At 71.6% G+C, this 20,672-nt stretch carries 20 protein-coding genes; 6 read left to right on the top strand and 14 right to left on the bottom strand.

The features are described from left to right. Positions 1 to 23 precede the first annotated feature (23 nt). The 3 genes from ACGFT1_RS29410 to ACGFT1_RS29400 all read right to left on the bottom strand — a co-directional run bounded on the left by ACGFT1_RS29410 (position 24) and on the right by ACGFT1_RS29400 (position 2,061). Entirely contained in the window at positions 24 to 1,238 is a 1,215-nt protein-coding gene (locus ACGFT1_RS29410) for a cytochrome P450 (RefSeq protein ID WP_373912011.1), read from the bottom strand. A 245-nt stretch (positions 1,239 to 1,483) separates the two neighbouring features. Further along, positions 1,484 to 1,840: an ATP-binding protein gene (locus ACGFT1_RS29405; protein ID WP_373912010.1), complete on the bottom strand. Its 357-nt coding sequence runs from the start codon at positions 1,838 to 1,840 to the stop codon at positions 1,484 to 1,486. After that, positions 1,840 to 2,061 carry a hypothetical protein gene (locus ACGFT1_RS29400; RefSeq protein WP_373912009.1) on the bottom strand — a complete coding sequence of 74 codons (222 nt, stop codon included), beginning with the start codon at positions 2,059 to 2,061 and terminating at the stop codon, positions 1,840 to 1,842. The genes ACGFT1_RS29405 and ACGFT1_RS29400 overlap by 1 nt, the downstream gene beginning before the upstream one ends. A 116-nt stretch (positions 2,062 to 2,177) precedes the next feature. Here ACGFT1_RS29400 and ACGFT1_RS29395 point away from each other — a divergent pair, with 116 nt between their 5' ends. The 3 genes from ACGFT1_RS29395 (at position 2,178) to ACGFT1_RS29385 (ending at position 3,793) form a co-directional block, all read left to right on the top strand. Next, entirely contained in the window at positions 2,178 to 3,041 is an 864-nt protein-coding gene (locus ACGFT1_RS29395; RefSeq protein ID WP_373912008.1) for a Scr1 family TA system antitoxin-like transcriptional regulator, read from the top strand. After that, complete coding sequence (locus tag ACGFT1_RS29390; protein ID WP_373912007.1) at positions 3,013 to 3,294, top strand: DUF397 domain-containing protein; 282 nt, start codon at positions 3,013 to 3,015, stop codon at positions 3,292 to 3,294. Before ACGFT1_RS29395 ends, ACGFT1_RS29390 begins: the two co-directional genes overlap by 29 nt. Positions 3,295 to 3,379: 85 nt before the next feature. After that, positions 3,380 to 3,793: a hypothetical protein gene (locus ACGFT1_RS29385; protein ID WP_373912006.1), complete on the top strand. Its 414-nt coding sequence runs from the start codon at positions 3,380 to 3,382 to the stop codon at positions 3,791 to 3,793. A 58-nt stretch (positions 3,794 to 3,851) separates the two neighbouring features. On the opposite strand, the gene ACGFT1_RS29380 is transcribed toward ACGFT1_RS29385, so the two are convergent. The 5 genes from ACGFT1_RS29380 to ACGFT1_RS29360 all read right to left on the bottom strand — a co-directional run bounded on the left by ACGFT1_RS29380 (position 3,852) and on the right by ACGFT1_RS29360 (position 9,292). Then, complete coding sequence (locus tag ACGFT1_RS29380; RefSeq protein WP_373912005.1) at positions 3,852 to 4,451, bottom strand: hypothetical protein; 600 nt, start codon at positions 4,449 to 4,451, stop codon at positions 3,852 to 3,854. A gap of 2 nt (positions 4,452 to 4,453) precedes the next feature. Continuing rightward, positions 4,454 to 5,500: a hypothetical protein gene (locus ACGFT1_RS29375; RefSeq protein WP_373912004.1), complete on the bottom strand. Its 1,047-nt coding sequence runs from the start codon at positions 5,498 to 5,500 to the stop codon at positions 4,454 to 4,456. Between the two features lie 306 nt (positions 5,501 to 5,806). Then, entirely contained in the window at positions 5,807 to 7,750 is a 1,944-nt protein-coding gene (locus tag ACGFT1_RS29370) for a protease pro-enzyme activation domain-containing protein (RefSeq protein ID WP_373912003.1), read from the bottom strand. Between the two features lie 235 nt (positions 7,751 to 7,985). Beyond that, the gene (locus ACGFT1_RS29365; protein WP_373912002.1) at positions 7,986 to 8,618 is read right to left on the bottom strand and encodes a DUF305 domain-containing protein; all 633 of its coding nucleotides are present in this window, start codon (positions 8,616 to 8,618) and stop codon (positions 7,986 to 7,988) included. Continuing rightward, positions 8,615 to 9,292 (bottom strand): DUF3105 domain-containing protein, encoded by a 678-nt coding sequence (locus ACGFT1_RS29360; RefSeq protein ID WP_373912001.1) that lies wholly within the window; start codon positions 9,290 to 9,292, stop codon positions 8,615 to 8,617. The genes ACGFT1_RS29365 and ACGFT1_RS29360 overlap by 4 nt, the downstream gene beginning before the upstream one ends. A 137-nt stretch (positions 9,293 to 9,429) precedes the next feature. Here ACGFT1_RS29360 and ACGFT1_RS29355 point away from each other — a divergent pair, with 137 nt between their 5' ends. Then, complete coding sequence (locus ACGFT1_RS29355; protein WP_373912000.1) at positions 9,430 to 9,873, top strand: Rrf2 family transcriptional regulator; 444 nt, start codon at positions 9,430 to 9,432, stop codon at positions 9,871 to 9,873. A gap of 40 nt (positions 9,874 to 9,913) precedes the next feature. Here ACGFT1_RS29355 and ACGFT1_RS29350 read toward each other — a convergent pair whose 3' ends face one another. Beyond that, positions 9,914 to 11,098: a globin domain-containing protein gene (locus ACGFT1_RS29350; RefSeq protein WP_373911999.1), complete on the bottom strand. Its 1,185-nt coding sequence runs from the start codon at positions 11,096 to 11,098 to the stop codon at positions 9,914 to 9,916. A 373-nt stretch (positions 11,099 to 11,471) separates the two neighbouring features. On the opposite strand from ACGFT1_RS29350, the gene glnA reads away from it, so the two are divergent. After that, positions 11,472 to 12,833, top strand: coding sequence for a type I glutamate--ammonia ligase (gene glnA, locus ACGFT1_RS29345; RefSeq protein ID WP_121791281.1), 1,362 nt, complete (start codon positions 11,472 to 11,474; stop codon positions 12,831 to 12,833). Positions 12,834 to 12,996: 163 nt separating this feature from the next. Here glnA and ACGFT1_RS29340 read toward each other — a convergent pair whose 3' ends face one another. The 5 genes from ACGFT1_RS29340 to ACGFT1_RS29320 all read right to left on the bottom strand — a co-directional run bounded on the left by ACGFT1_RS29340 (position 12,997) and on the right by ACGFT1_RS29320 (position 19,585). After that, complete coding sequence (locus ACGFT1_RS29340; protein WP_373911998.1) at positions 12,997 to 13,569, bottom strand: hypothetical protein; 573 nt, start codon at positions 13,567 to 13,569, stop codon at positions 12,997 to 12,999. Between the two features lie 262 nt (positions 13,570 to 13,831). Continuing rightward, on the bottom strand, positions 13,832 to 16,285 hold the full coding sequence (locus tag ACGFT1_RS29335) for an Orn/Lys/Arg decarboxylase N-terminal domain-containing protein (protein ID WP_373911997.1): 2,454 nt from the start codon (positions 16,283 to 16,285) through the stop codon (positions 13,832 to 13,834). 141 nt (positions 16,286 to 16,426) lie between these two features. Continuing rightward, positions 16,427 to 17,446, bottom strand: a complete 1,020-nt coding sequence (locus ACGFT1_RS29330) for a TolB family protein (protein WP_373911996.1) — start codon at positions 17,444 to 17,446, stop codon at positions 16,427 to 16,429. After that, positions 17,443 to 18,696 carry an MFS transporter gene (locus tag ACGFT1_RS29325; protein ID WP_373911995.1) on the bottom strand — a complete coding sequence of 418 codons (1,254 nt, stop codon included), beginning with the start codon at positions 18,694 to 18,696 and terminating at the stop codon, positions 17,443 to 17,445. Before ACGFT1_RS29325 ends, ACGFT1_RS29330 begins: the two co-directional genes overlap by 4 nt. 1 nt (position 18,697) lies before the next feature. Continuing rightward, positions 18,698 to 19,585 (bottom strand): alkaline phosphatase family protein, encoded by an 888-nt coding sequence (locus ACGFT1_RS29320; protein WP_373911994.1) that lies wholly within the window; start codon positions 19,583 to 19,585, stop codon positions 18,698 to 18,700. Between the two features lie 126 nt (positions 19,586 to 19,711). Here ACGFT1_RS29320 and ACGFT1_RS29315 point away from each other — a divergent pair, with 126 nt between their 5' ends. Next, the gene (locus tag ACGFT1_RS29315) at positions 19,712 to 20,575 is read left to right on the top strand and encodes a DUF72 domain-containing protein (protein WP_373911993.1); all 864 of its coding nucleotides are present in this window, start codon (positions 19,712 to 19,714) and stop codon (positions 20,573 to 20,575) included. Positions 20,576 to 20,672: the final 97 nt, after the last annotated feature.

The raw sequence follows: 20,672 nt of genomic DNA, 5'->3' as shown, positions 1-20,672 counted from the left end.
GACCCGCGAGCCCGCTCAGGGGCTCACCAGGTGACCGGCAGCCGCACCGGGAAGCGGCGGATGGTCCCGGTGTCCCACTCGATGTCCTCGGGCGCGACGGCGAGCCGCAGGCGGGGGAAGCGGGTCAGCAGACCGGTGACCGCGCTCTCCAGCTCCGCCCGCGCGAGCGGCGCGGCGAGGCAGTGGTGCCCGCCCCACCCGAAGGTCATGTGCGGGCGCACCGGCCGTGCGAGGTCCAGCGTGTGCGGATCGGGGAAGACGGCCGGATCGCGGTTGGCCGCCAGATAGGACACGTGCACGTAGTCGCCGGCCTCTATGGCGGTCCCCTCGACCTCGGCGTCCTCCAGGGCGATCCGCGGGATGCCCACGCCCTTGCGGAACGGGATGAACCGCAGCAGCTCCTCCAGCGCGCCGGGGAACCGGGCGGGATCGCGCGCCAGCGCGGCACGCTCCTCGGGCCGGGTCAGCAGCAGGTAGACGATGTTGCTGATCTGGCAGGTCGCGGTGTCGTTGCCGCTGAGGATGAGCGTCACGGCCATGACCGCCAGCTCGTCGTCCGTCAGCGGCTCCTCGTCCGGCGCCACCGGCGCGGTGACCATCGCGCTGAGCAGGTCCTCGCCCGGCGTGCTCCGCCGGGCCGGGATCAGCGCGGCGAAATACTCCCGAAGGGCGGCCTTGGCGTCGGCCGCGTCCTTCCGGGCGGCCGGCGAGGTGACCAGCAGCCGCATCGTGTACGTGCGCAGCCGCTCGCGGTCGGCCTCCGGTACGGCCAGCAGCTCGCAGATCGTCAGGTGGGGCAGCGGAACCGACAGGGACGTCACCAGGTCCGCGGGCGGCCCCGCCTCGGCCACCGCCGACAGCAGTTTCGCCGCGACCCCGTCCACAGCCGGCCGCATGGCAGCCACCCGCTCCCGGGTGAACGCCTGGGCCGCCGCCTGCCGCAACCGGGTCACGTACGGCGGGTCCGTCACGTTGATCGATTCCGGTGACACGATCGGCTCCGGCGTCATCCTCGGATAGTCCCGCCCGATGATCGCCGCCCGGCTGAACCTGGGATCGCACGTCACCTGGCGCACTCCGGCGAAGCTGGTCACCAGCCACGCCTCGGCCTCACCGTAGGGCAGCCGGATGCGGCTGACCGGGCCCCGCTCCGCCAGCGAGGCCAGTGAGGGGTCGAATTCGAGCGCGTCGGCGAAGTCGAAGGGGCAGTCGAGCACTGCCGGGTCATGGAACGACATACAGCCTCCTTGGTGCGCCGCTGGGCGCATCACTTGCGAGGGTGCGAGGGAGACGGCCGTGGACCCCAGGGCGATACGGGAAGGCGCCGACACGGCCGGCCGCTGAACGGAGCCGGCGTGTCGGGGCGGCGGCGCCACAGGGTGCCACCCCGTCCCTGGAAAAGGTCATCACCTGCCAATATGCGACAGTTCGGCGCGCCTCGCAGAACAGGAGCTTCAGGCAATGAAACCGGCTCCGGGGCGCCTCAGTTCCCCAGCTCGCACCAGACCGTCTTGCGGCCCGGCTCCCGGTCCACGCCCCACCGCTCGGCGAGCGCGTCGACGAGGGCCAGGCCGCGGCCGGACTCCGCCGTCGCGGCGGCGGACAGCAGCACGGGCAACCCGCGCGGATCGGGGTCGGTCACCTCGACGCGGGTACGGCCCCCGGCCGCCGCACCCGTGACCCGTACGGTCACCGGCGTGCCCTCGCCCAGGTGGTCGAGAACGTTCGTCAGCAGCTCCGTGGCGCAGAGCCGGACGTCGAAGCCGTGCTCACGCAGGTGGCGGCGCAGCTCCGGCGCGGCCTTCGGCGTGGCGAGCAGGTGCAGTTCCAGTGGCGTCATCAGCCGGCCGCCGTCTTCCGCAGCGCGGCGGCGAGGGCGCGGGCCGTGGCCGTGTTGCAACTGCCGAGCGTGACGAGGCCCGCGGGCGGCGCGTACGTACCCGCGAAGCCCGGCAGGTCGACGCGCAGGGAGGGCAGCGTGATGCCGTGCAGGGCGAGGGCGGTACGGAGTTCCTCGACGCAGAGGGTGACGTCGTAGGCGGTGGGGGAGCGGTCGGGCATGGGGGTGTGTCGACCTTCTGTGCGGTGTGTGACGAACACCTCACAGAGTGTCGCCCGCCTCGCTACCGTGGAAGGGGTTTCGCGTTCGCGACCAGGTCAGCGGAGGAGAGTGAGCGGTGGCTCGCGGCAAGGACATCGACGGCTCGGTCAGCGTCCCGACCTTCTACGGCAAGGAGTTGCGGTGGAAGCGGGAGGCGGCGGGGATGTCGCTGGAGACGTTCCTGGAGGGCAGCTTCTACGGTAAGACGTACCTCAGCGACATCGAGCACGGGGAGCGGAGGATGCCGCTGGATCTGGCCCGGCATGCGGATCGGGTACTGGGGACGGACGGGTTCTTCGAGCGGCATTGCGAGGATGTGCGGAAGGCGCGGAGGGGGCCGCATGCCGCGTACTTCGAGAAGGCTTTGGAGGCGGAGAAGTACGCGGAGGCAATTGAGCTGTGGTCTCCCATCATCTTCCCTGGGCTGCTCCAGACCGCCCCGTACGCCCGGACGCTGGTCCGGTCGGCTCACCCCGCCGCCTCCGACGAGTGGGTCGAGGAGAAGGTGACGGCCCGACTCGCCCGCGCCCGCCTCTTCGAGGAGGACCACTCCACTCCTGAGTACTGGGCGGTCCTGCGTGAGTCGTTGATCACGGACCCGCTCCTCCCGACGCTGGAGATGGCCGAACAGCTGGACCGGATCGTGGAGCTGGCCGAGAGGCGCCGGATCACTCCGCAGATCGTTCCGCGCACGTGCGGGGCGTATCCCCTGATGGCCGCCTCCATCATGGTGATGTCCTTTCCGGACGCGCCGCCGCTGATCTACACCGAAGCGTCCTACAGCGGTGACACCATTGACGATCCGGCCCTCGTGAAGCAGTACCGCAAGGCATACGATCGGCTCAGGGCCGTCGCGCTGTCACCAGACACGTCCCTGGCCATGATCAAGGCAGCGGCAGAGGATTACCGAAATGGTGAGCAACCGGGTCGACTTGAGTGACGCGCTCTGGTTCAAGAGCAGTCACAGCAACGGCGACGGCGGGGAATGCGTCGAAGTGGCCGGCGACTTCCCCGGTGCCGCCCTCTGGCGCAAGCCGAGCTACAGCAACGGCGACGGCGGCAACTGCGTCGAAGTCGCCGACAACCTCCCCGGTCTCGTCCCCGTCCGGGACTCCAAGTCTCCCGACGGCCCCGCCCTCATCCTCACCCTCACCGCCTGGGCTCCCTTCATCGCCTCGCTCAAGTCCCTCTAGCTGTATTTGACTTGGGCGGTGCCGCGTGCGGCGGGAGGCGAGGTGTACGGTGATCACATCGATAGCTCGCGCAGTCTCACCTTCCATGGGAGGCACCGTGCACAGCAACATCGTCCCGGCCGAGGAACGGCACGCTCCGGAGTGGGGCTGGTTCCTGGCATGGCTCGCGGTCGGCGGGTGTCTCGCCCTGGGGCTGGCCGCCTTGTTGTCGGTCGGCGTGGTCCTGGTCGTCCTGGCCGCGGCGGCCGCTGTGTTCCTGTTCCGCAGGGGGCACCGGAGCGCCGTCGTCGGGTCTCTCGCGGGCCTTGCCCTGCCCCTGTTCTACCTGGCCTACCTGAACCGGGGCGGTCCCGGGGACGTGTGCCACACGACGGCAAGCGGACAGACCTGCACCGACGAGTACGCCCCGGTGCCGTTCCTGGTCGCCGGTGCGCTGCTGTTCGCCGCCGGCTTCCTGGCCTTCCTCGTGCTGGACCGCCGGCACCGGGGGACGAACTGACCTGAGGGCGCCTTTCCGGTTGTCCGTCCTGTAGGGCCGGAAAACCGGAAAGGCCGCGTCAGTGACTGGAACGGGGGCTGGGCGGGGCCGTCGCGGCAGCCGTCGAAGCGGAACTCCCCCGCATGGCCTCGTCGAACTTCGGGAAGCAGACGTACCACTTTCCGGCACTCCTGCACGCGGCCACGTGAAAGGCGGGATCCGAGGTGTCGCGCCGATGGTTCGAGACGCATTTCTCGTTCTGCCGGGGCTGGACGGTGGCGCCTTTCGGAATCACGCCCGAGCTGCACATCTTTCCGGTGAGGACCACCGTCGCGGAATCGGCCTTCACGTGGACCGAGCCGAGAGCGAGATCCTGGGCGCGCACCGAGGAATTGTTCATTCCGGTGAACAGGACCTTCAGTACGCCACGCTCACGCGGGAGGACGAAGGAGGCGGCGCGGGGGAACCGGCCGGAGAACAGTGCCGCCGAGTACTGCACGGCCACCGTGCCCGGACCCATGCCCTTCGTGTCCACCGTGCCGCCGGGTGCGTCGGGCGTGCCGGTGGCCTCGGACGAGCAGCCGGTGGCCGCCAGCACCAACGCGGCCAGGAGGGGGGCGGCCCCCCACGCGCCCGTCCGGTGAGGACGGGGCGCGCGGGGCCGGTTGTGCGCTCTCATCCTCAGGAGGTCCATCCGAAGCCGGTCGCGCGGCGGTGGTGCACCAGGTTCGAGCAGCCGCCCGCCTTGCTGTCGTGCCAGGTGCTGACCTCGTTGCCGTTGCGCTTGCCGTAGACGTGCACGTTGTGCTTGAAGACGGCCGTGTCGGTGCTGAAGCCGCAGGCGGCCCAGCCGGACGGTCCGAGCAGCGCGATCACGATGTGCTCGAAGTCCGTGTTCTTGAAGGTCTCGGCGCCGCCGGTGCCCCAGCCGTCGCTCTGGGTGCTGAACGACGGCTTCGGGGTGCCGGACGTGGACCAGCCGTCCCACTTGAACTTGTAGGCGTTGTTCCGGGCGCTCAGGGTGCCCCCGTGGCCGTACAGCGGCCAGCGCAGGTTGGTCGTGAGCGACGTGATGGTGATGTTGACCGGGTCGATCCACGCGGTCTTGGTGTGGGCGTTGCTGTACGGCGTGCTGCTCGCCGCGTCGGCCGCACCCGTGTCGCTGAAGGGCCCCGAGGCCGGGTCGACGGTCGCGCCGGTGTCACCGGCCGTGGAATCGGCCTGCGGTGTCTCGGGTGTGGCGTTGGTGTCCGCGGGCGAGACCAGGCTGGCTTCCTGACTCGCCGAGATGGTGCCGGTGCGGATGCGCTCCTGGCAGGTGGTCGGGTTGTATCCGACCTCCTGCTCGTACGCCGTGCCGGACGAGGAGCCGGTGACGGAGCCGTCGAACTGGCAGGTGCCGTCGCTCTGCACCGTGCCGTCGACGGTGCTCACGGTTCCGGTGACGCCGAACTTGCTGGTCGCGTCGTCGTCCGAGTAGGTGATCCACCCGTCGCTGCCGATTTCCACGCCGGGTACGCCCGTGGAGGACGCCGTCGGGGTGGGGGTGGGCGTGGCGGTGGGGGTGGGCGTACCGCAGCCCGGGGACACCGTGCCGGAGAACTTGCCGACCAGGCCCGTACAACCGGACGGCACTGCGGCCTGGGCCATGCCCACCGGGCCCCCGATGGCGAGCAGGGAGGCGGAAATGGCGAGCGTGACCACGGAACGCGGTCTGAATCTGGACATGGGGTTCCTTCGCTGGTGATGAGCAATGAAGGCGGAACCGTGCGCATGATTCAGAGCGGATTTCAGCGCCCCGCTGTGCGGCGTGGACCCCCCCTGAGCCACTGCAATCGTACGCACGCTCGAATGTGAAGATCAACTGTGGAATCCTTCATTCCTCAAAAGAAATCTTTTCCGGAAACTGGTGTTGTTTCTCCTCTCGACATGCTTTTGTCTTTCCGAAAACGGTCTTTTTCGCGGTTCTGGGACATGAAAAAAGGGGATGTGGGTTTTGAGACCCACATCCCCTTCCGCTCAGCGGATCGGAACTCAGTGCCGGCGGTAGGACCGCACGTACCAGTGGCCGGGTGAGCCCACGCCGGTCACGTCGTCGTAGCCCTTGACCGCGGACAGCGAGCTGTCCTTGCCGAGGCTGCGGGCCGAGTAGAGCAGGCCGCCGGACGCGTCGAGGCCGTTGGCGAAGTCCACGCGGGCGACCGCCAGGCCGGAGCCGGTCGGGTTGTCCGTGACGTCGTGGAAGACGCCCCTCTTGCCGTACCTGGCGTAGATGACCGGGTTGGCGAAGCCGAGCGCCGTGCCGCCGCGTGCCTCCTGGGCCAGGGCCTGGACCGCCGCGATGACCGGAGCGGCCAGCGAGGTGCCGCCGATGCGGTACTCGCTGTACTGCTGCGAACCGTCCGGGAAGGTCTGCGTCTGGCCGACCAGGAAGCCGGTGTTGGGGTCGGCGACGGCCGCGATGTCCGGGACGACACGGTTGCCGGCGGCGTTCTCCGCCTTGGCGAGCGAGTCCGGGACGACGCCCTTCTGGTAGTACGGCTCGGCGACCGTCTTGCTGGTGCCGCCGCCCGCGCCCGAGGTGAAGGCACCCGGGAAGCCGTCCCAGCTCTTGCCGTCGGCCGACAGGACCGCCTTCTCGGTGCCCCAGCCGGTCTCCCACTGGTACGCGTCGCCCTTGCCGACCGCGAGCGAGGTACCGCCGACCGCGGTCACCCACGCGGAGTTGGCCGGGGAGTCGACCTGCTTCGTACCGGAGTTGGCGACCTCGTCGCCGTCGTCACCGGAGGAGAAGTAGAAGCCGATACCCTCGACCGCGCCGAGCTGGAAGACCTGGTCGTAGGCCGCCGCGCGGTCGGGCGTCTGGCTGGCCTCGGTGTCGCCCCAGGAGTTGGAGACGATGTCGGCCAGGTCGTGGTCGACGACCTTGTGCAGGGAGTCCAGCAGGTCGTCGTCATTGCAGGACGCGGCACCGACGTAGGTGACGGCGGCGTCCGGCGCGACCGCGTGCACGGCCTCCACGTCGAGGGTCTCCTCGCCGTACCAGCCGGCCGCCCCGCAGTCCTCGGTGCTGTTGTAGGCGTCCGGCAGCACCTGGTGCAACCGGCCGCTCTTCCAGGGCGCGTCGCCGTTCTTCGACGCGTACTGGCCGGCGTCGGCGGCGATGGTCGGCGAGGCGTAGGCGTCCGTGATGGCGATGCGGACGTGCCTGCCGGTGTACGGGCCTGCGCCGTACGCGGCGCGCAGCTGCGTGCCGGTGTAGCCCTTGACCGCGTACGGGATCTTGTGGCCGTAGGCGTCCGGCAGCGTGCTCGCGGTGTTCGAGCCGTAGTACGAGGAGAACGGCCCGGAGTTCCGGTACACGGCGTCCGGGGGCGGCAGCTCGTCGTCGTGGGTCGCCTTGTGCGGGGCGTTGTCCAGGCCGGTCACGGTCAGGACGGCGCCCTTCAGGCCGGCCGGCACCGACGCGGTCCGCGCGGGGGCGCGGTACGTCTTCGACCCCTTGGCGAAGTTGTGCAGCTGGGTGCCGAACGCCTTCTCGGCGGCGGCCACGTCGCCGGAGACGGCGACGTAGTGCGGGGTGACCCCGGTGACGGTCAGGCCGGCCGACCTCAGCCACGACGTGACGGCGGCCACCTGGGCCTTGGTGGCCCCGAAGCGGGCCTGTGCCTTCTTGGCGCTGAGGTACTTGCCGTACAGCGGCGAACCGGGGTCGGACACCGCCTTGGCGTAGGCGGCGAGGCCCGCCGCGTCCCGGCCGGCCAGGTAGACCCGGGCCTTCACCTGGGCGCGGTCGGACGTCGCGCCCTTGTCCGCCTTGGCCGTGGCCCACGCGGGCTTGGAGCCCTTGAGGGTGTCGCGGGCCGGGGAGTCCGCGGCGTGGGCCGCGGGCATGCCGAGCGCCAGCGCGCCGGCGATCATGGGCAGTGTCGCTGCCATGCTCACACCGGCGCGCACGGTGGCACGGTTGGATCTCATAGAACCCCCTGCGATGCGTTTCGCATGCATGTAGTGGTCGGTACGTCGCGGTTCCGCGCGCCGGCCCGCGGCGGTGTCGGCCGGCGAAGGGATCACACGATGGGGGCCACTCTGACGATGAACCGTTCATGTCAGGGGAACGTGAAAGTCAAGAGAAGCCCAAGTGGGCGCCATGCAGGGTGATTTGCGTCTTACGTCCCGACGGTGGGGTTACGAACGGGCTTGCGCGCCCCGCTCACGAACCGGCTTGCGCGCCCCGCTCCTTGAGCATGTCGGCCATCAGCTGTATCTCCGACCGCTGGGCCTCCACCATGCCCTCGGCGAGCCGCTTCTCCACGCCGACGGTGCACTTGGCGACACACCCCTCGGCCATGTGGACCCCGCCCTTGTGATGCTCCGTCATCAGCTGGAGGTAGAAGACCTCGGCCTGCTTCCCGTTCAGCGTGCCGAGCTTCCTCAGGTCGGAGTTGGTCGCCATGCCCGGCATCAGCGCGCCGTCCTTGCCCTCGGGCATGTCCCCCATGCCCATCCAGGTCATCGGCGGCTGCGCCGACACCTTCGGCAGCTCCCACAGGTCCAGCCAGCCCAGCAGCATGCCGCGCTGGTTGGCCTGGGTCTGCGCGATGTCGTACGCGAGGCGCCGGACCTCCGCGTTCTTCGTGCGGTCCCGCACGATGTACGACATCTCGACGGCCTGCTGGTGGTGGACGGCCATGTCCCGGGCGAACCCGGCGTCCGCCGACTCCGCGCCCGGTGTCCGCGTGCCCGCCCCGCCCGTGTCCTCGGCCACCGCGTACGTGATCGCGCCGGCCGCGACGAGCACCGCCGCCGCGGCCTCCGCGGTCCAGCCGACGTGCCGGCGCCTCACTTCATGGCCCCGCCGGTGCACGAGGCACCCGGCTCGGGCGTCTGGCGGCCCTGCACATAGGTGGAGAAGAACTTGTCCACCTCGGGGTCGCTCGCGCTCTTCACCGCCACCTGGTGGCCCCAGGCCGACAGGATCAGCGGGGCGGCCTGGTTCTCGTACGGGCTCATCAGCGAGTACGGCGTCCTCTTCACCTTCGCCGCCAGCGCGTCGACGTCCGCCTTCGGCGCCTTGCCCGTGTACGTCACCCAGACCGCGCCGTGCTCCAGCGCGTGCACGGCGTTCTCGTCCTGAACGGGCTTGGTGTACACGTCACCGTTGCAATTGAGCCAGATCGGGTTGTGGTTGCCGCCGACCGGCGGGTGCATCGGGTACGACACCTTGGTCGTCACGTGCGTCCGGGACAGCTTGCCCGACCAGGTCCGCACCCCGTCCTTGCCGGTGGTGAAGTGCCCGGAGTCCCCGGAACCCTTGGCGTCACCGCTCGCGGCCGGGTCCTTGTCCCCGGACTGCTTGTGCACGAGGACCACACCGCCGACGGCGAGACCGGCGACGACCACCACACTCGCGGCGATGGTGAGCACCCGGTTGCGGCGCTCGCGGACACGGTCCGCGCGCCGCATCTCCTCGATGCGCGCCTTGCGCGCCGCGGTGCTGCTGTTCTTGCCGGAACCCATAAGGCGTGTCCTTCTGCGGAAGGGGGACGTGGACGGTGGGGCCCGCTGATCGTAATGCGCGAGGGCGGTACTTCCGTAGAGAGGACGCGGGAACCGGCTGATTTGAAGCGCGGATGCGCGTTACCTACCCTCGCGGTATGCGGCTGCTGCGCTCCACCGACCTGGCTCTGCGTGTCCTGATGAGACTCGCCGTCGCCGCCGGCGCCACGCCCACCACCCGCCAGGTCGCCGCGGACATGGACGTGCCCTACACGCACGCCGCGAAGGTCGTCGCCGAACTCCAGCACCTCGGCCTCGTCGACGCCCGCCGCGGCCGGGGCGGCGGCCTGGCCCTGTCCGAACGGGGGCGGACGGCGTCGGTCGGCGCGGTGGTGCGCGCCTTCGAGGGCGACGGCGACGTGGTCGAGTGCGAGGGCACGGCCCCCTGCCCGCTGCGCGACGGCTGCCGCCTGCGCGGTGCCCTGCGCCGCGCACAGGAGGCGTTCTTCGCCACGCTGGACTCCGTCACGATCGCCGAGATCGTCGCCGAGCCGACCGCGCCCCTGCTGCTGGGCCTGACCCGGGGGCCGGGACCGGCCTGAGCGCTCCGCGGCCGGCCCCAGGCGCCGTCGCTGCCGCCGCTCAGTCCTGGGCCAGCCACAGGTCGGGGCCGAACACCTCGTAGTGCACGTCCGCCGGAGCCACGCCCCGCGCGATGAGCTGGGCGCGCACCGCGCGCAGGAAGGGCAGCGGGCCGCACAGGTACGCGCGCGTGCCGGGGGGTACGGCGATGCCGGCCAGGTCGACCGGACCGGTCCGGGTGCCCGGCTCGGCGTCCCGCTCGTAGAAGAGGTGCACGGCCGACTCGGGCAGCTCGCCGGCGTACGCCCTCTGGCCGGCGCGCAGGGCGTGTTCGGCGGGGGAGCGGTCGCCGTGCACGACGGTGACCGGGCCGCGGTGGCCCGAGGCGGCGAGGTCGGCCAGCATCGCGACCATGGGGGTCACGCCGATGCCCGCCGAGGCGAGCAGCAGGGGTGTGTCCGGTCCGCCGGCCAGGACGAGGTCGCCGTACGGCTCGGACAGCTCCAGCAGGTCACCGGGGCGCACGCGCGCGTGGAGGTGGTGGGAGACCTCCCCGTCGGGGGCCGTACCGCCGTCCACCCGCTTGACGCTGATCTGCCGCACCCTCTCGCCCGGCGCGCCGGACAGGCTGTACTGCCGTATCTGCCGGGCCCCGTCGTCCAGGGTGACGCGGACGGAGACGTACTGCCCGGCGCGGAAGCCGGCCACCGGGCCGCCGTCGGCCGGCCGCAGCCGGAAGGTGACGACGTCCGCGGTCTCCGTGACCCGCTCCACCACCTCGAACTCCCTGAAGCCCCGGCCGGCGCTCTCCTCGTACAGCCGCTTCTCGACGGCGACGAGGGCGTGCGCCATCAGCCAGTACACCTCGTCCCAGGCGGCGGCCACCTCGGGCGTGACGGCGTCGCCGAGGACCTCGGCGATGGCGTCGAAGAGGTGCTCGTGGACGACCTCGTACTGCTCGGCGCTCACCCCGAGGGAGGCGTGCTTGTGCGCGATCCGGGCCAGCATCGCGTCGGGCCGCCGGTCCGGGTGGTCCAGCAGGTGGGTGGCGAAGGCGGCGATCGAGCCGGCGAGGGCCTGCTTCTGTGCGCCGGAGGCCTGGTTGCCGCGGTTGAACAGGTTCCGCAGCAGTTCGGGGTGGGCGGCGAACAGGCGGCCGTAGAACCGCTCGGTGATCTCGCCGATGGCCGCGCCGACGGCGGGCAGGGTGGCGCGGACGGTGGCTGCGGACTGCTCGGTCAGCATCGGGACTCCTCGGAGGACTCGGCTGACCGGCACGCTATGAAAAGTTGCATACGAGATACAAATTAAACGGCCGTGGTGTCGCTCACCGGGGCGGCGAACCGGCCATCGGTGCCGAGCGGACCGGCCGTGGGGGCGGAGGGGACCGGCCGTCGAGGCGAAGGGGACCGGCCATTACGGATGACGGCCCGAGCAGGCAAGATGGGCGGCAGAGCGGTACACCGGCCGTAAGAGAGGCGTTCAGATCCAGGACGCTCGGGCGATCAAGGTCCGCAACGCGCACGAAATGGTGTTGTGGTGGGATGCTCAGGTGCCCGACCGCCTCCCGCGATACGGGAGACAGGCGGCCTGACCAGCAAGGATGGGGAAGCGGAAGATGGACAAGCAGCAGGAGTTCGTGCTCCGGACGTTGGAGGAGCGCGACATCCGGTTCGTACGGCTGTGGTTCACGGACGTGCTGGGCTTCCTCAAGTCCGTCGCCGTGGCCCCCGCCGAGCTGGAACAGGCCTTCGACGAGGGCATCGGCTTCGACGGCTCCGCCATCGAGGGCTTCGCCCGGGTCTACGAGTCCGACATGATCGCCAAGCCGGACCCGTCCACCTTCCAGGTCCTGCCCTGGCGCGCGGAGACCCCCGGCACGGCCCGCATGTTCTGCGACATCCTCATGCCGGACGGCTCCCCGTCCTTCGCCGACCCGCGCTATGTCCTCAAGCGTGCCCTCGCCCGCACCTCCGACCTGGGCTTCACCTTCTACACCCACCCGGAGATCGAGTTCTTCCTGCTGAAGGACCGCCCGCTGGACGGCTCCCGCCCCACGCCCGCGGACAACTCCGGCTACTTCGACCACACGCCCACCAACGTCGGCATGGACTTCCGCCGCCAGGCGATCACCATGCTGGAGTCGATGGGCATCTCCGTGGAGTTCTCCCACCACGAGGGGGCCCCGGGCCAGCAGGAGATCGACCTGCGCTACGCCGACGCCCTCTCCACGGCCGACAACATCATGACGTTCCGCCTGGTCATGAAGCAGGTGGCGCTGGAGCAGGGGGTCCAGGCGACCTTCATGCCCAAGCCGTTCTCCGAGCACCCCGGCTCGGGCATGCACACGCACCTCTCCCTCTTCGAGGGCGACCGCAACGCCTTCTACGAGTCCGGCGCGGAGTACCAGCTCTCCAAGGTCGGCCGCTCCTTCATCGCCGGCCTGCTCCGGCACGCGGCGGAGATCTCCGCGGTCACCAACCAGTGGGTGAACTCCTACAAGCGCATCTGGGGCGGCTCCGAGCGCACCGCCGGCGCCGGCGGCGAGGCCCCCTCGTACATCTGCTGGGGCCACAACAACCGCAGCGCCCTCGTCCGCGTCCCCATGTACAAGCCCGGCAAGACCGGCTCCGCCCGCGTGGAGGTCCGCTCCATCGACTCCGGCTCCAACCCCTACCTGGCGTACGCGGTGCTGCTGGCCGCCGGCCTGAAGGGCATCGAGGAGGGCTACGAACTCCCGCCGGGCGCCGAGGACGACGTCTGGGCCCTCTCCAACGCCGAGCGCCGCGCCATGGGCATCGAACCCCTCCCGCAGAACCTCGGCGAGGCCCTGACCCTCATGGAGAGCAGCGACCTGGTCGCCGAGACCCTCGGCGAGCACGTCTTCGACTTCTTCCTGCGCAACAAGAAGTCGGAGTGGGAGGAGTACCGCAGCGAGGTCACGGCCTTCGAGCTGCGGAAGAACCTGCCGGTGCTGTAGGGGCGGGTCAGGGCGTCAAGGCCTTTGACCATGCGTGTGGCCGATCGCTGGCTGCGGTCGGCCACACCGCGATTCGGCGCGACCGTGACGCACCTTCGCCGGCCGGTCCTCCGGAGAGGCAGGACCCCGCCGCTGACCGCCGGGGCGCGGGCCGGCGGCCGGATCACACGGCGTTGATCTGCCAGGCGATCACGCCGGTCGATCCCCCGGTGCCGTCGACGTCGATGCGGACCGGCTTGTCCGCGGTGATCCGCTGCTGAACCACTGACGTATCGCATGGCACGGTGGTCCTCGTGCCGGCGTCCGCGGGCACGAAGGTCAGCCGCGCGTTCCCCTTGCCGGCGCATGCGAGGCTGATTCGGTAGGTCTTTCCCTTGCTCAGAGTGGGTTCGCTGTGAATACCGTCGATTACGCGTTCCGCGCCGGCCTCGACAGGTGTTCCGCTACGGACGGCGGCAAGAGCCGCTTGGGCCTGCTCACCGAGTTCTTTCTCCGACTGCTTGGTTGCCGTTCGAGCCGGACTCGGTGCAGGTGATCGTGAAGGATCTGCCCGGTTCCCACCGCCGCCGGACGTCGTGCACGAGGCGAGCAGGAACGCCGACGCCAGGACGGAGCATCCGGCGAGCTTGGCCGTCCGCAGGCTCGAATGGGTCTTCCAGTTCACCTTGTAGCCCCAGGAACCGTAACTGCAGATGACCGTACCGATTCCTGCTGAGTGCCGTGGCGTCATGCCCATGTGACACCCTCCGTGGACCGCCCCCGCAGCGGTCGAACACGTGGACACTAGGCGTAATCGCGTGTACGCAACAAGTGCAAGATCCATTCCCTGAGGGGAACTTGAGAATCCAGAATGCCCCTGCCGCTCCTCGTCCAGCTGTGGCTGCTTCGGCGCAGACGGTCCGGTCGTACGGAAGGGCCTGCCCGTGCTGCAGTCACGCCGGAACGGCGCGGGGGCCGGTGGTCGTGGGCCACCGGCCGCGGGGGCGGGCTCTGCCGGGTCATTCCGGGCGCAGGCACTCGATCCCGTAGTCGCCGGTGTCCTCGTCGATCGTCACGCCGTGGGTCTCGCTGCGGAAGCCCGGGAAGCGGCGGTCGAAGCTCTCCAGCGCGGTGAGGTAGCGCAGGAGGGGGCCGTCGGGGGTGCCGGTGGACTCGCCCGGCATGAGGACGGGGATGCCGGGCGGGGTCACCGTGACCATCGCCGCCGCGACCCGGTCCGCCGCGTCGGCGATCCGCACCCGCTCGGTGCCCCCCCGCACCAGCCGCTGGTAGCAGTGCTGCGGCGGGAACACCGGCTCGGGCAGCTGCTGGAACGCGGTGTCCAGCAGTTCCACCAGGCGTGCCGAGCGCAGCTGCTCGTGCATCTGACGGCACAGCTCGGGCAGGGTCATCCCGGCGTAGCGGCGGGGGTGGGCGGCGACCGCCTCGGGCAGCACCCGGTCCAGGGGGGCGTCACCGTCGTAGAGGGCTTTGAAGTCCATCAGCGCGTCCAGCAGCGTGCCCCACTTGCCCTTGGTGATGCCCATGGAGAACAGCACCAGCGTGGTGTAGCTGTCGGTCTTCTCCACCACGATGTTCCGGGTGGCCAGGTACGCGGTCAGGACCCGGGCCGGGATGCCCTCCTCGGCCATCTCGCCGGTCGCGGAGATGCCGGGGCAGGTCAGCGTGACCTTCACCGGGTCCAGCATGCAGTGGCCCTCGGTCAGCCCCGGGAACCCGTGCCAGGCGGCGCCGGGCTCCAGGAGCCAGCAGGACTGCTCGGTGCGCAGCAGCTCCGGCGGGGCCGCGTCGAAGGCGAGCCGCTCACCCGTCACCGGGTCGGTGACCTCCTCCGGCTGCCAGACGCCGAAGAACCACGGCGGCCGGTCCCCGGCGGCCTCCACCCGCCGGCGCAGCCGGACCATCTCCTGCCGGAAGCGGATCGCCTCCGTCAACGCCTCGTCGATCAGCCACTCGCCCTGCGGCCCGTCCATCATGGCCGTCGCCACGTCCAGCGAGGCGATCATCGGGTACAGGGGGGAGGTGGTGCCGTGCATCATCAGGGCCTCGTTGAAGCGGTCGTGCTCCACCGGTGCCCGGGGTGCCGGCCGCACGTGCACCATCGCGGACTGCGACAGCGCGGCCAGCAGCTTGTGCGTGGACTGGGTCGCGAAGACCGTCGGCCGGTCGGGGCCGGGGAAGGTGTCCGGGGCCACCGACATGCCGTACCGGCCCGCGTACAGCGGGTGGAACCGGGCGTACGCGAACCAGGCCTCGTCGAAGTGCACCCGGGGCGTGCTGGCCGCGAGCGCCCGCGCCGTCGGGACGGCCGCGTAACTGAGGCCGTCGTACGTGGAGTTGGTGAACACCGCGTACTGAGCCTCCTGGGAGACGGCGCCCTCGGCGAGCGGGTGCGCGGCGATCCGGGCCGCGACGGACTCCGTCGCCAGCTCGGCCGGGGGCAGCGGGCCGGCGAGGCCGTAGCCGTTGCGGGTGGGGATGAGCCAGACGGGCCGGGCACCGGAGACGACCAGGCCCTGGAGGACGGACTTGTGGCAGTTGCGGTCCACCAGGGCCAGTTCGTCGCGGGTGACGCTGAAGTGGCCCACCAGGCGGTTGCAGGTGGAGTCGCCGTGCAGCACGAAGTAGGTCAGCTCGGAGCCGAAGACGCGGGCCGCGTTGCGTTCGGCGTCGCCGATGGGGCCGGTGTGCTCGAACAGCGAGCCGAGCTGCTCCACGGAGATCGACAGGTCGCTGCGCAGCAGCCGTTCGCCGAAGTAGTCGTGGAAGGCGCGCCCGGCGGGCGACTTGAGGAAGGCGACGCCGCCGGAGTGGGCGGGGGTGTGCCAGGAGTACTCGTGGGCGTCGTCGAAGCGGCGCAGCGCCCGGAAGAAGGGCGGCAGCACGTCCTCGCGGTAGGCGCGGGCGGCGGTGGTGATGCGGCCGGCGATGAATCCGGGGGTGTCCTCCAGGGGCCACACGTATCCGACGACCGTCTCCGACACCCACAGCGGCAGGTCCTGGAGGTCGTCGTCGGCCATGACCAGGAACACCGGCAGGTCCCGGAAGCGCCGCCCGATCCGGCGCAGTACGGCCGCCCCGCCCGTGGCCCCGTCGGCGCCTCCGGCCGTGGCCCCGTCCGTCCGGCCCCTCCCGTCGGTGCTCCCGCGGGCGGCGCCGTCCCGCAGGGCCGGCGGGGCGAGCGCGGCCCCGGGGCCGTCACCGCTGATCCGGTGACCGTCGCCGCCGGTCCGCGCCCGCGCCCCTGCCACGGGCAGGTCCCAGGCGACCAGGGCCGCCGCCACTCCCGCCTCGGTGCGCAGTACGGCGTCGGCGTCCTCGGCGGTGACCGCCCAGCGCACCCCGAAGCCGGCCGCCTCCACCGCGTCCCGGATCTTGCGCAGCTGCTCGGCCGCGGCCCCCTCGGCGCGGGGATGCTCGCCCACCGCGACCAGGATCTTGTTGTCGGACATCCGTGTCCTCGTCTCTCCCGGCAGCCGCCCGGCCGCCGCCCCGGGAAGTCTCCGGGGCGGCCCGCCGGGAGTGCGGGAGCCCGGGTCGGGAAGACACCGTGATGGCGGAAAGCCCGGCCGCGGTGTTGACCCGGGGTGCGGCTATCCGAGGTACGCCGGTGACACGGCGGCCGGGCTGATCCGACGCGGCCGTCCCGACCCGTCCGCCGGGACCTCGTACAGGTCGGCGCCGTAGTCCCCGGGCAGCGCGTACACGAGCGTGTGCGTGTCCCGCCACAGGGCCTGGTCGTCCACGCTGCGCGGTTCGCCGAGCGGCGTCTCCCGCATGGTGCGTAGGTCGAGGACGTACAGCCGCCAGGGCGCGTCCTGGGGCAGCCCTGCCACCCGCTTCTTGTACGCGATCCGGGTGCCGTCGGGCGACAGGGACGGGCACTCCACATTCGTGTGCAGGGTGGTGACGGTGCGTTCGCGCAGGTCGCCGCGGACCAGATAGGTCCGGCCCCCGGTGGCGAGGGTGGCGTAGAACGTGCGGTCGTCGGCCGCGAACGTCACGCCCCAGAAGTTGGCGTCCGCCGCCCGGTAGGGCCGCCCGTCCCGGACGATCCGGAAGGACTCCAGCGACGGGATCAGCTTCCCCGTGCGGGTGTCCACGATCGCGGCGCGCGTGGAGAAGTCCGTCCCGGCGTACGAGTCCCCGCCCACGAACGCCGTCCAGGCCGCGAAGTGCCCGGTGGGGGAGACCCGGGCCCGCGACGGGATGCCCGGCACGTCGTAGCGGTCCACGGTGTGCAGGCGGGAGTCCAGGATCAGCGCCCGGTAGGTGTCCGAGACCGGCCCGTGCACGGCCTGGAGGCACACGCCGGTGCCCGAGGCGGCGTGGAAGCGGAGGCACTTGAGGCCGGAGGCGGTGCGCGGCCCGCCCGGGTCCGCGGCCGGGACGGCGGTCAGCTCGTCCCGGTGCGGGCCCCACGCCATGTTGCGGAACACCAGGCGCCCGGACCCGCGCAGCGTCACCGCTCCTGGGGTGACGCGCGGACCGCCCGCCCGGGGGTGGTCACGGCGCTCGGCGCGCGCGGCGGCGTGCAGTACGGCGGCCAGCCCGACCGCCGCGAGTACGGCGGCGGCCGCGACGAGGACGAGGACGCGCGAGCGCAGGGTCATGCGGTCACCGTCCCGGCCGGGCGCAGTGTGAGGGAGAACGCGGCACACGCGGCCAGCGCCGCCGCCGCGCCCGCCAGCGCCGCCCGGTCGCCCCAGGCCGTCCAGGCCGCGCCGAACAGCAGGGAGCAGGCGAACCGGGTCAGGGCCTGCCCGGTCTGCACGACGGCGAGACCGGAGGAACGCAGCCGCTCCGGCACGCTGTCGGAGGCGGCGGCCATCAGCACCCCGTCGGTGGCCGCGTAGAAACCGCCGTGCAGGGCGAGGACGAGATACGGCAGCCCGGTGCCGTGCCAGGAGGTCAGCAGCAGGGCGTAGGCGAGGAGCAGGGCACCGTGCCCGGCGAGGAAGACCGCCCAGGCGCCCACCCGGTCCGCGAGCCGGCCGAGCGGCACCGCCAGCAGCAGGAACGCGGCGGCCGTACCCAGCGGCAGCAGCGCGAACCACCGGTCGGGCACCCCGAGGCGGCGCTGGAGCAGCAGGTAGACGAAGGAGTCGCTGACCGTGGCCAGGCCCAGCAGCAGCGCGCAGACGGCGATCCGGCGCAGGTCGCGGCGGCGCAGCAGCCCGACGGCGGCCCGCAGGCTCGGCCGCTCGCCGGCGGGCGCCGGCTTGCTCCCGCCCGGCACGAAGAGCACCAGCACCAGCAGGCCCAGCGCGGCCACGCAGGCGCTGACGGCGAACACCGCGTCGTAGCCGTCCACGGTGGCCCGCAGGACGAGGAACGCCGCCAGCGGACCGAGCAGGGCCCCGGCGGTGTCCATCGCGCGGTGCACCCCGAAGGCACGCCCGCGCGTCTCCGGTGTGCTCGACAGCGAGATCAGCGCGTCGCGCGGGGCCGTCCGCAGCCCCTTGCCGGTGCGGTCGGCGGCGAGTACGGCCCCGATCGGGGTCAGTGTGTGCGCCACCAGCAACAGGGGCTTGCAGAGGGCCGAGATGCCGTACCCCAGCCCGGCGACCCACTTGTGCCGCCCGCCGCCCCGGTCGGCGAGGTGCCCGCCGACAAGGCGCACGAGCGCCGAGAAGCCGTTGTAGATGCCGTCCAGCAGCCCGAACCCCAGGGGCGACAGGCCGAGCCCGGTGACCAGGTACAGCGGCAGGACCGCCGTCACCATCTCCGACGACACGTCGGTGACCAGGCTCACCGTCCCCAGCGCGAGCACCGTCGGCGCGACCGCGGCGCGGCGCCGCCCGGCGGAGGGCCGGGCGGCGCCGTGAGCGGACGTGGACGCGCGGCTGTCCGCTACGTACACGTCAGGACGCCCAGACGCCGGTGATGTCCGTGGCGCCGGCCGCGTTGCCCGCGTGCGTGCTCAGGCCCTGGGTGTCCTCCAGGGTGCGCAGCAGGTCGTAGTGGTTGTACGTGACCGAGGAGGCCGACCCGGCGGTCACGGGCTGCCCGTAGAGCACGGTCGGGATCCGGTTCCCGCTGAGCCGGTTGTCCTCGTCGAAGGTGACGACGAGCAGGCTGTTGTGGGTCTTGGCCCAGGTCGCGTACGCGCCCAGGTTGTTCTTCAGCCAGGTGTCACCGGTGGACACCGAGCAGTCGTGCATGTCGCTGCACAGGTTCGGCACGACGAAGGACACCTGGGGCAGCGTCGAGTAGTCCGCCGGGAACTGGGCGAACGTCTTCGCGGACGACACCGGCACGTTGCTGAAACCGAACCAGGGGTTGTGCTTGCGCGCGTACGTGCCGCTGCTGCACGTGGTGGAGCCCTGGCTCGGCAGGGTCTCGTTGTAGCTGGCCCAGCTGCGCCCGGCGGCGATCAGCTCGGACGCCAGGTTGGGTGCCGAGGAGAAGCCCGGCGTGTAGCAGCTGTCGTCGGTGACGCCCTGCGTGGAGCCGGAGAACAGCGCGAAGTAGTTCGGCTGGCTCGGGTGGGTCTCGGCGTAGGACTGCGTGAGGTTCGCGCCGCCGCTCTTGAGCGAGTTGATGTACGGCGCGCTGGAGGAACCGATGACCTGGCTGTAGGCGTGGTTCTCGAAGACCACGACGACGACGTGGTCCGGGCTGGGCACGGTGCCCGCGGCGTGCGCGGATCCGCTGCCGAGGCCGGTCCACAGCCCGAACGCGGCCGCGGCGAGGGCCGACGCGGACGCCACGACGGTACGGGCACGGCGGTACACGGAACTGCCGGACACATCAACCTCCGGGTATGGATGGACGGCTGGCGGTGCGGTCAGAGCATGCACACGCCAATATTCCCGTGGCCCACGCGGGCCGGCCCCGGGGGTGAAGAGCCGATGAACGGCGGGTACCCGCGCCCCATGGCGGACATCCTCATCGGTACCTGCGGCTGGACGGACCCTGCACTGCTCGCGAGCGGCTGGTACCCACGGGGCCACCGCGACGCCGAGAAACGGCTGCGCCACTACGCGACCCGCTTCCCCGTGGTCGAGGTCGACTCGCCGTACTACGCCCTGCCGGCCGCGCGCACCACGGCCCTGTGGGCGGAGCGCACACCCCCCGGCTTCCGCTTCGACGTCAAGGCGTTCTCCCTCCTCACCGGCCACCCCACCCGCCCGTCCGCGCTCCCCGCCGACCTGCGCGGCCACGCCCGCGGCGAGGACCTGCGCGCCGAGGTCTGGGCCCGCTACGCCGAAGCCCTCACCCCCCTGCGCGACGCCGGCCGCCTGGGCACCCTCCTCTTCCAGTTCCCGCCCTCCCTCACCCCGGGCCCCGAGGCCGAGGACTTCGTGCGCGCCGCCCGCGAACGCGCCCGCGACTGGCCGTTCGCCGCCGAGTTCCGCGACCCCGCCTGGTGGCGCACCGGCCGTACGGCCGCCCTCCTGAAGGACATCGACGCCACCGCCGTGGCCACGGACACCGTCGAGGGCATGACGCCGGCCGTCGTGACCACCCCCCGCCTGGCCGTGGTCCGCTTCCACGGCCGCAGCCCCCTGTGGGGCACGGGCACGAAGGAGGAGCGCTTCCGCCACACCTACACGGCGGCGGAACTGACCGAATGGCTGCCGCGCGTCCGGGAGCTGTCCCGGCACACCGGGGAACTGCACCTGCTGTTCAACAACTGCTGCGGTGACGCGGCGCCGAGCGCGGCCCAGGCCATGCACGACCTGCTGACGACGGCGTTCCCGCACCAGCAGGACCGCACGAGCCGGGTCACCACCTGACCGGAGACCGCTCGGCCCGCGGGACCCGTGCGTCCCCGCGGGCACGGGCACGCCCCCACCCGACCGCGGGCGGAGCTGCCCGGCCCGCTCCGGTTAG

The organism is Streptomyces sp. Y20 (assembly GCF_043195475.1).
In the GTDB taxonomy this organism is placed as follows: domain Bacteria; phylum Actinomycetota; class Actinomycetes; order Streptomycetales; family Streptomycetaceae; genus Streptomyces.
Note: the sequence above shows the minus strand (reverse complement) of the source record. Positions and strands in the feature narration are given on the sequence as shown.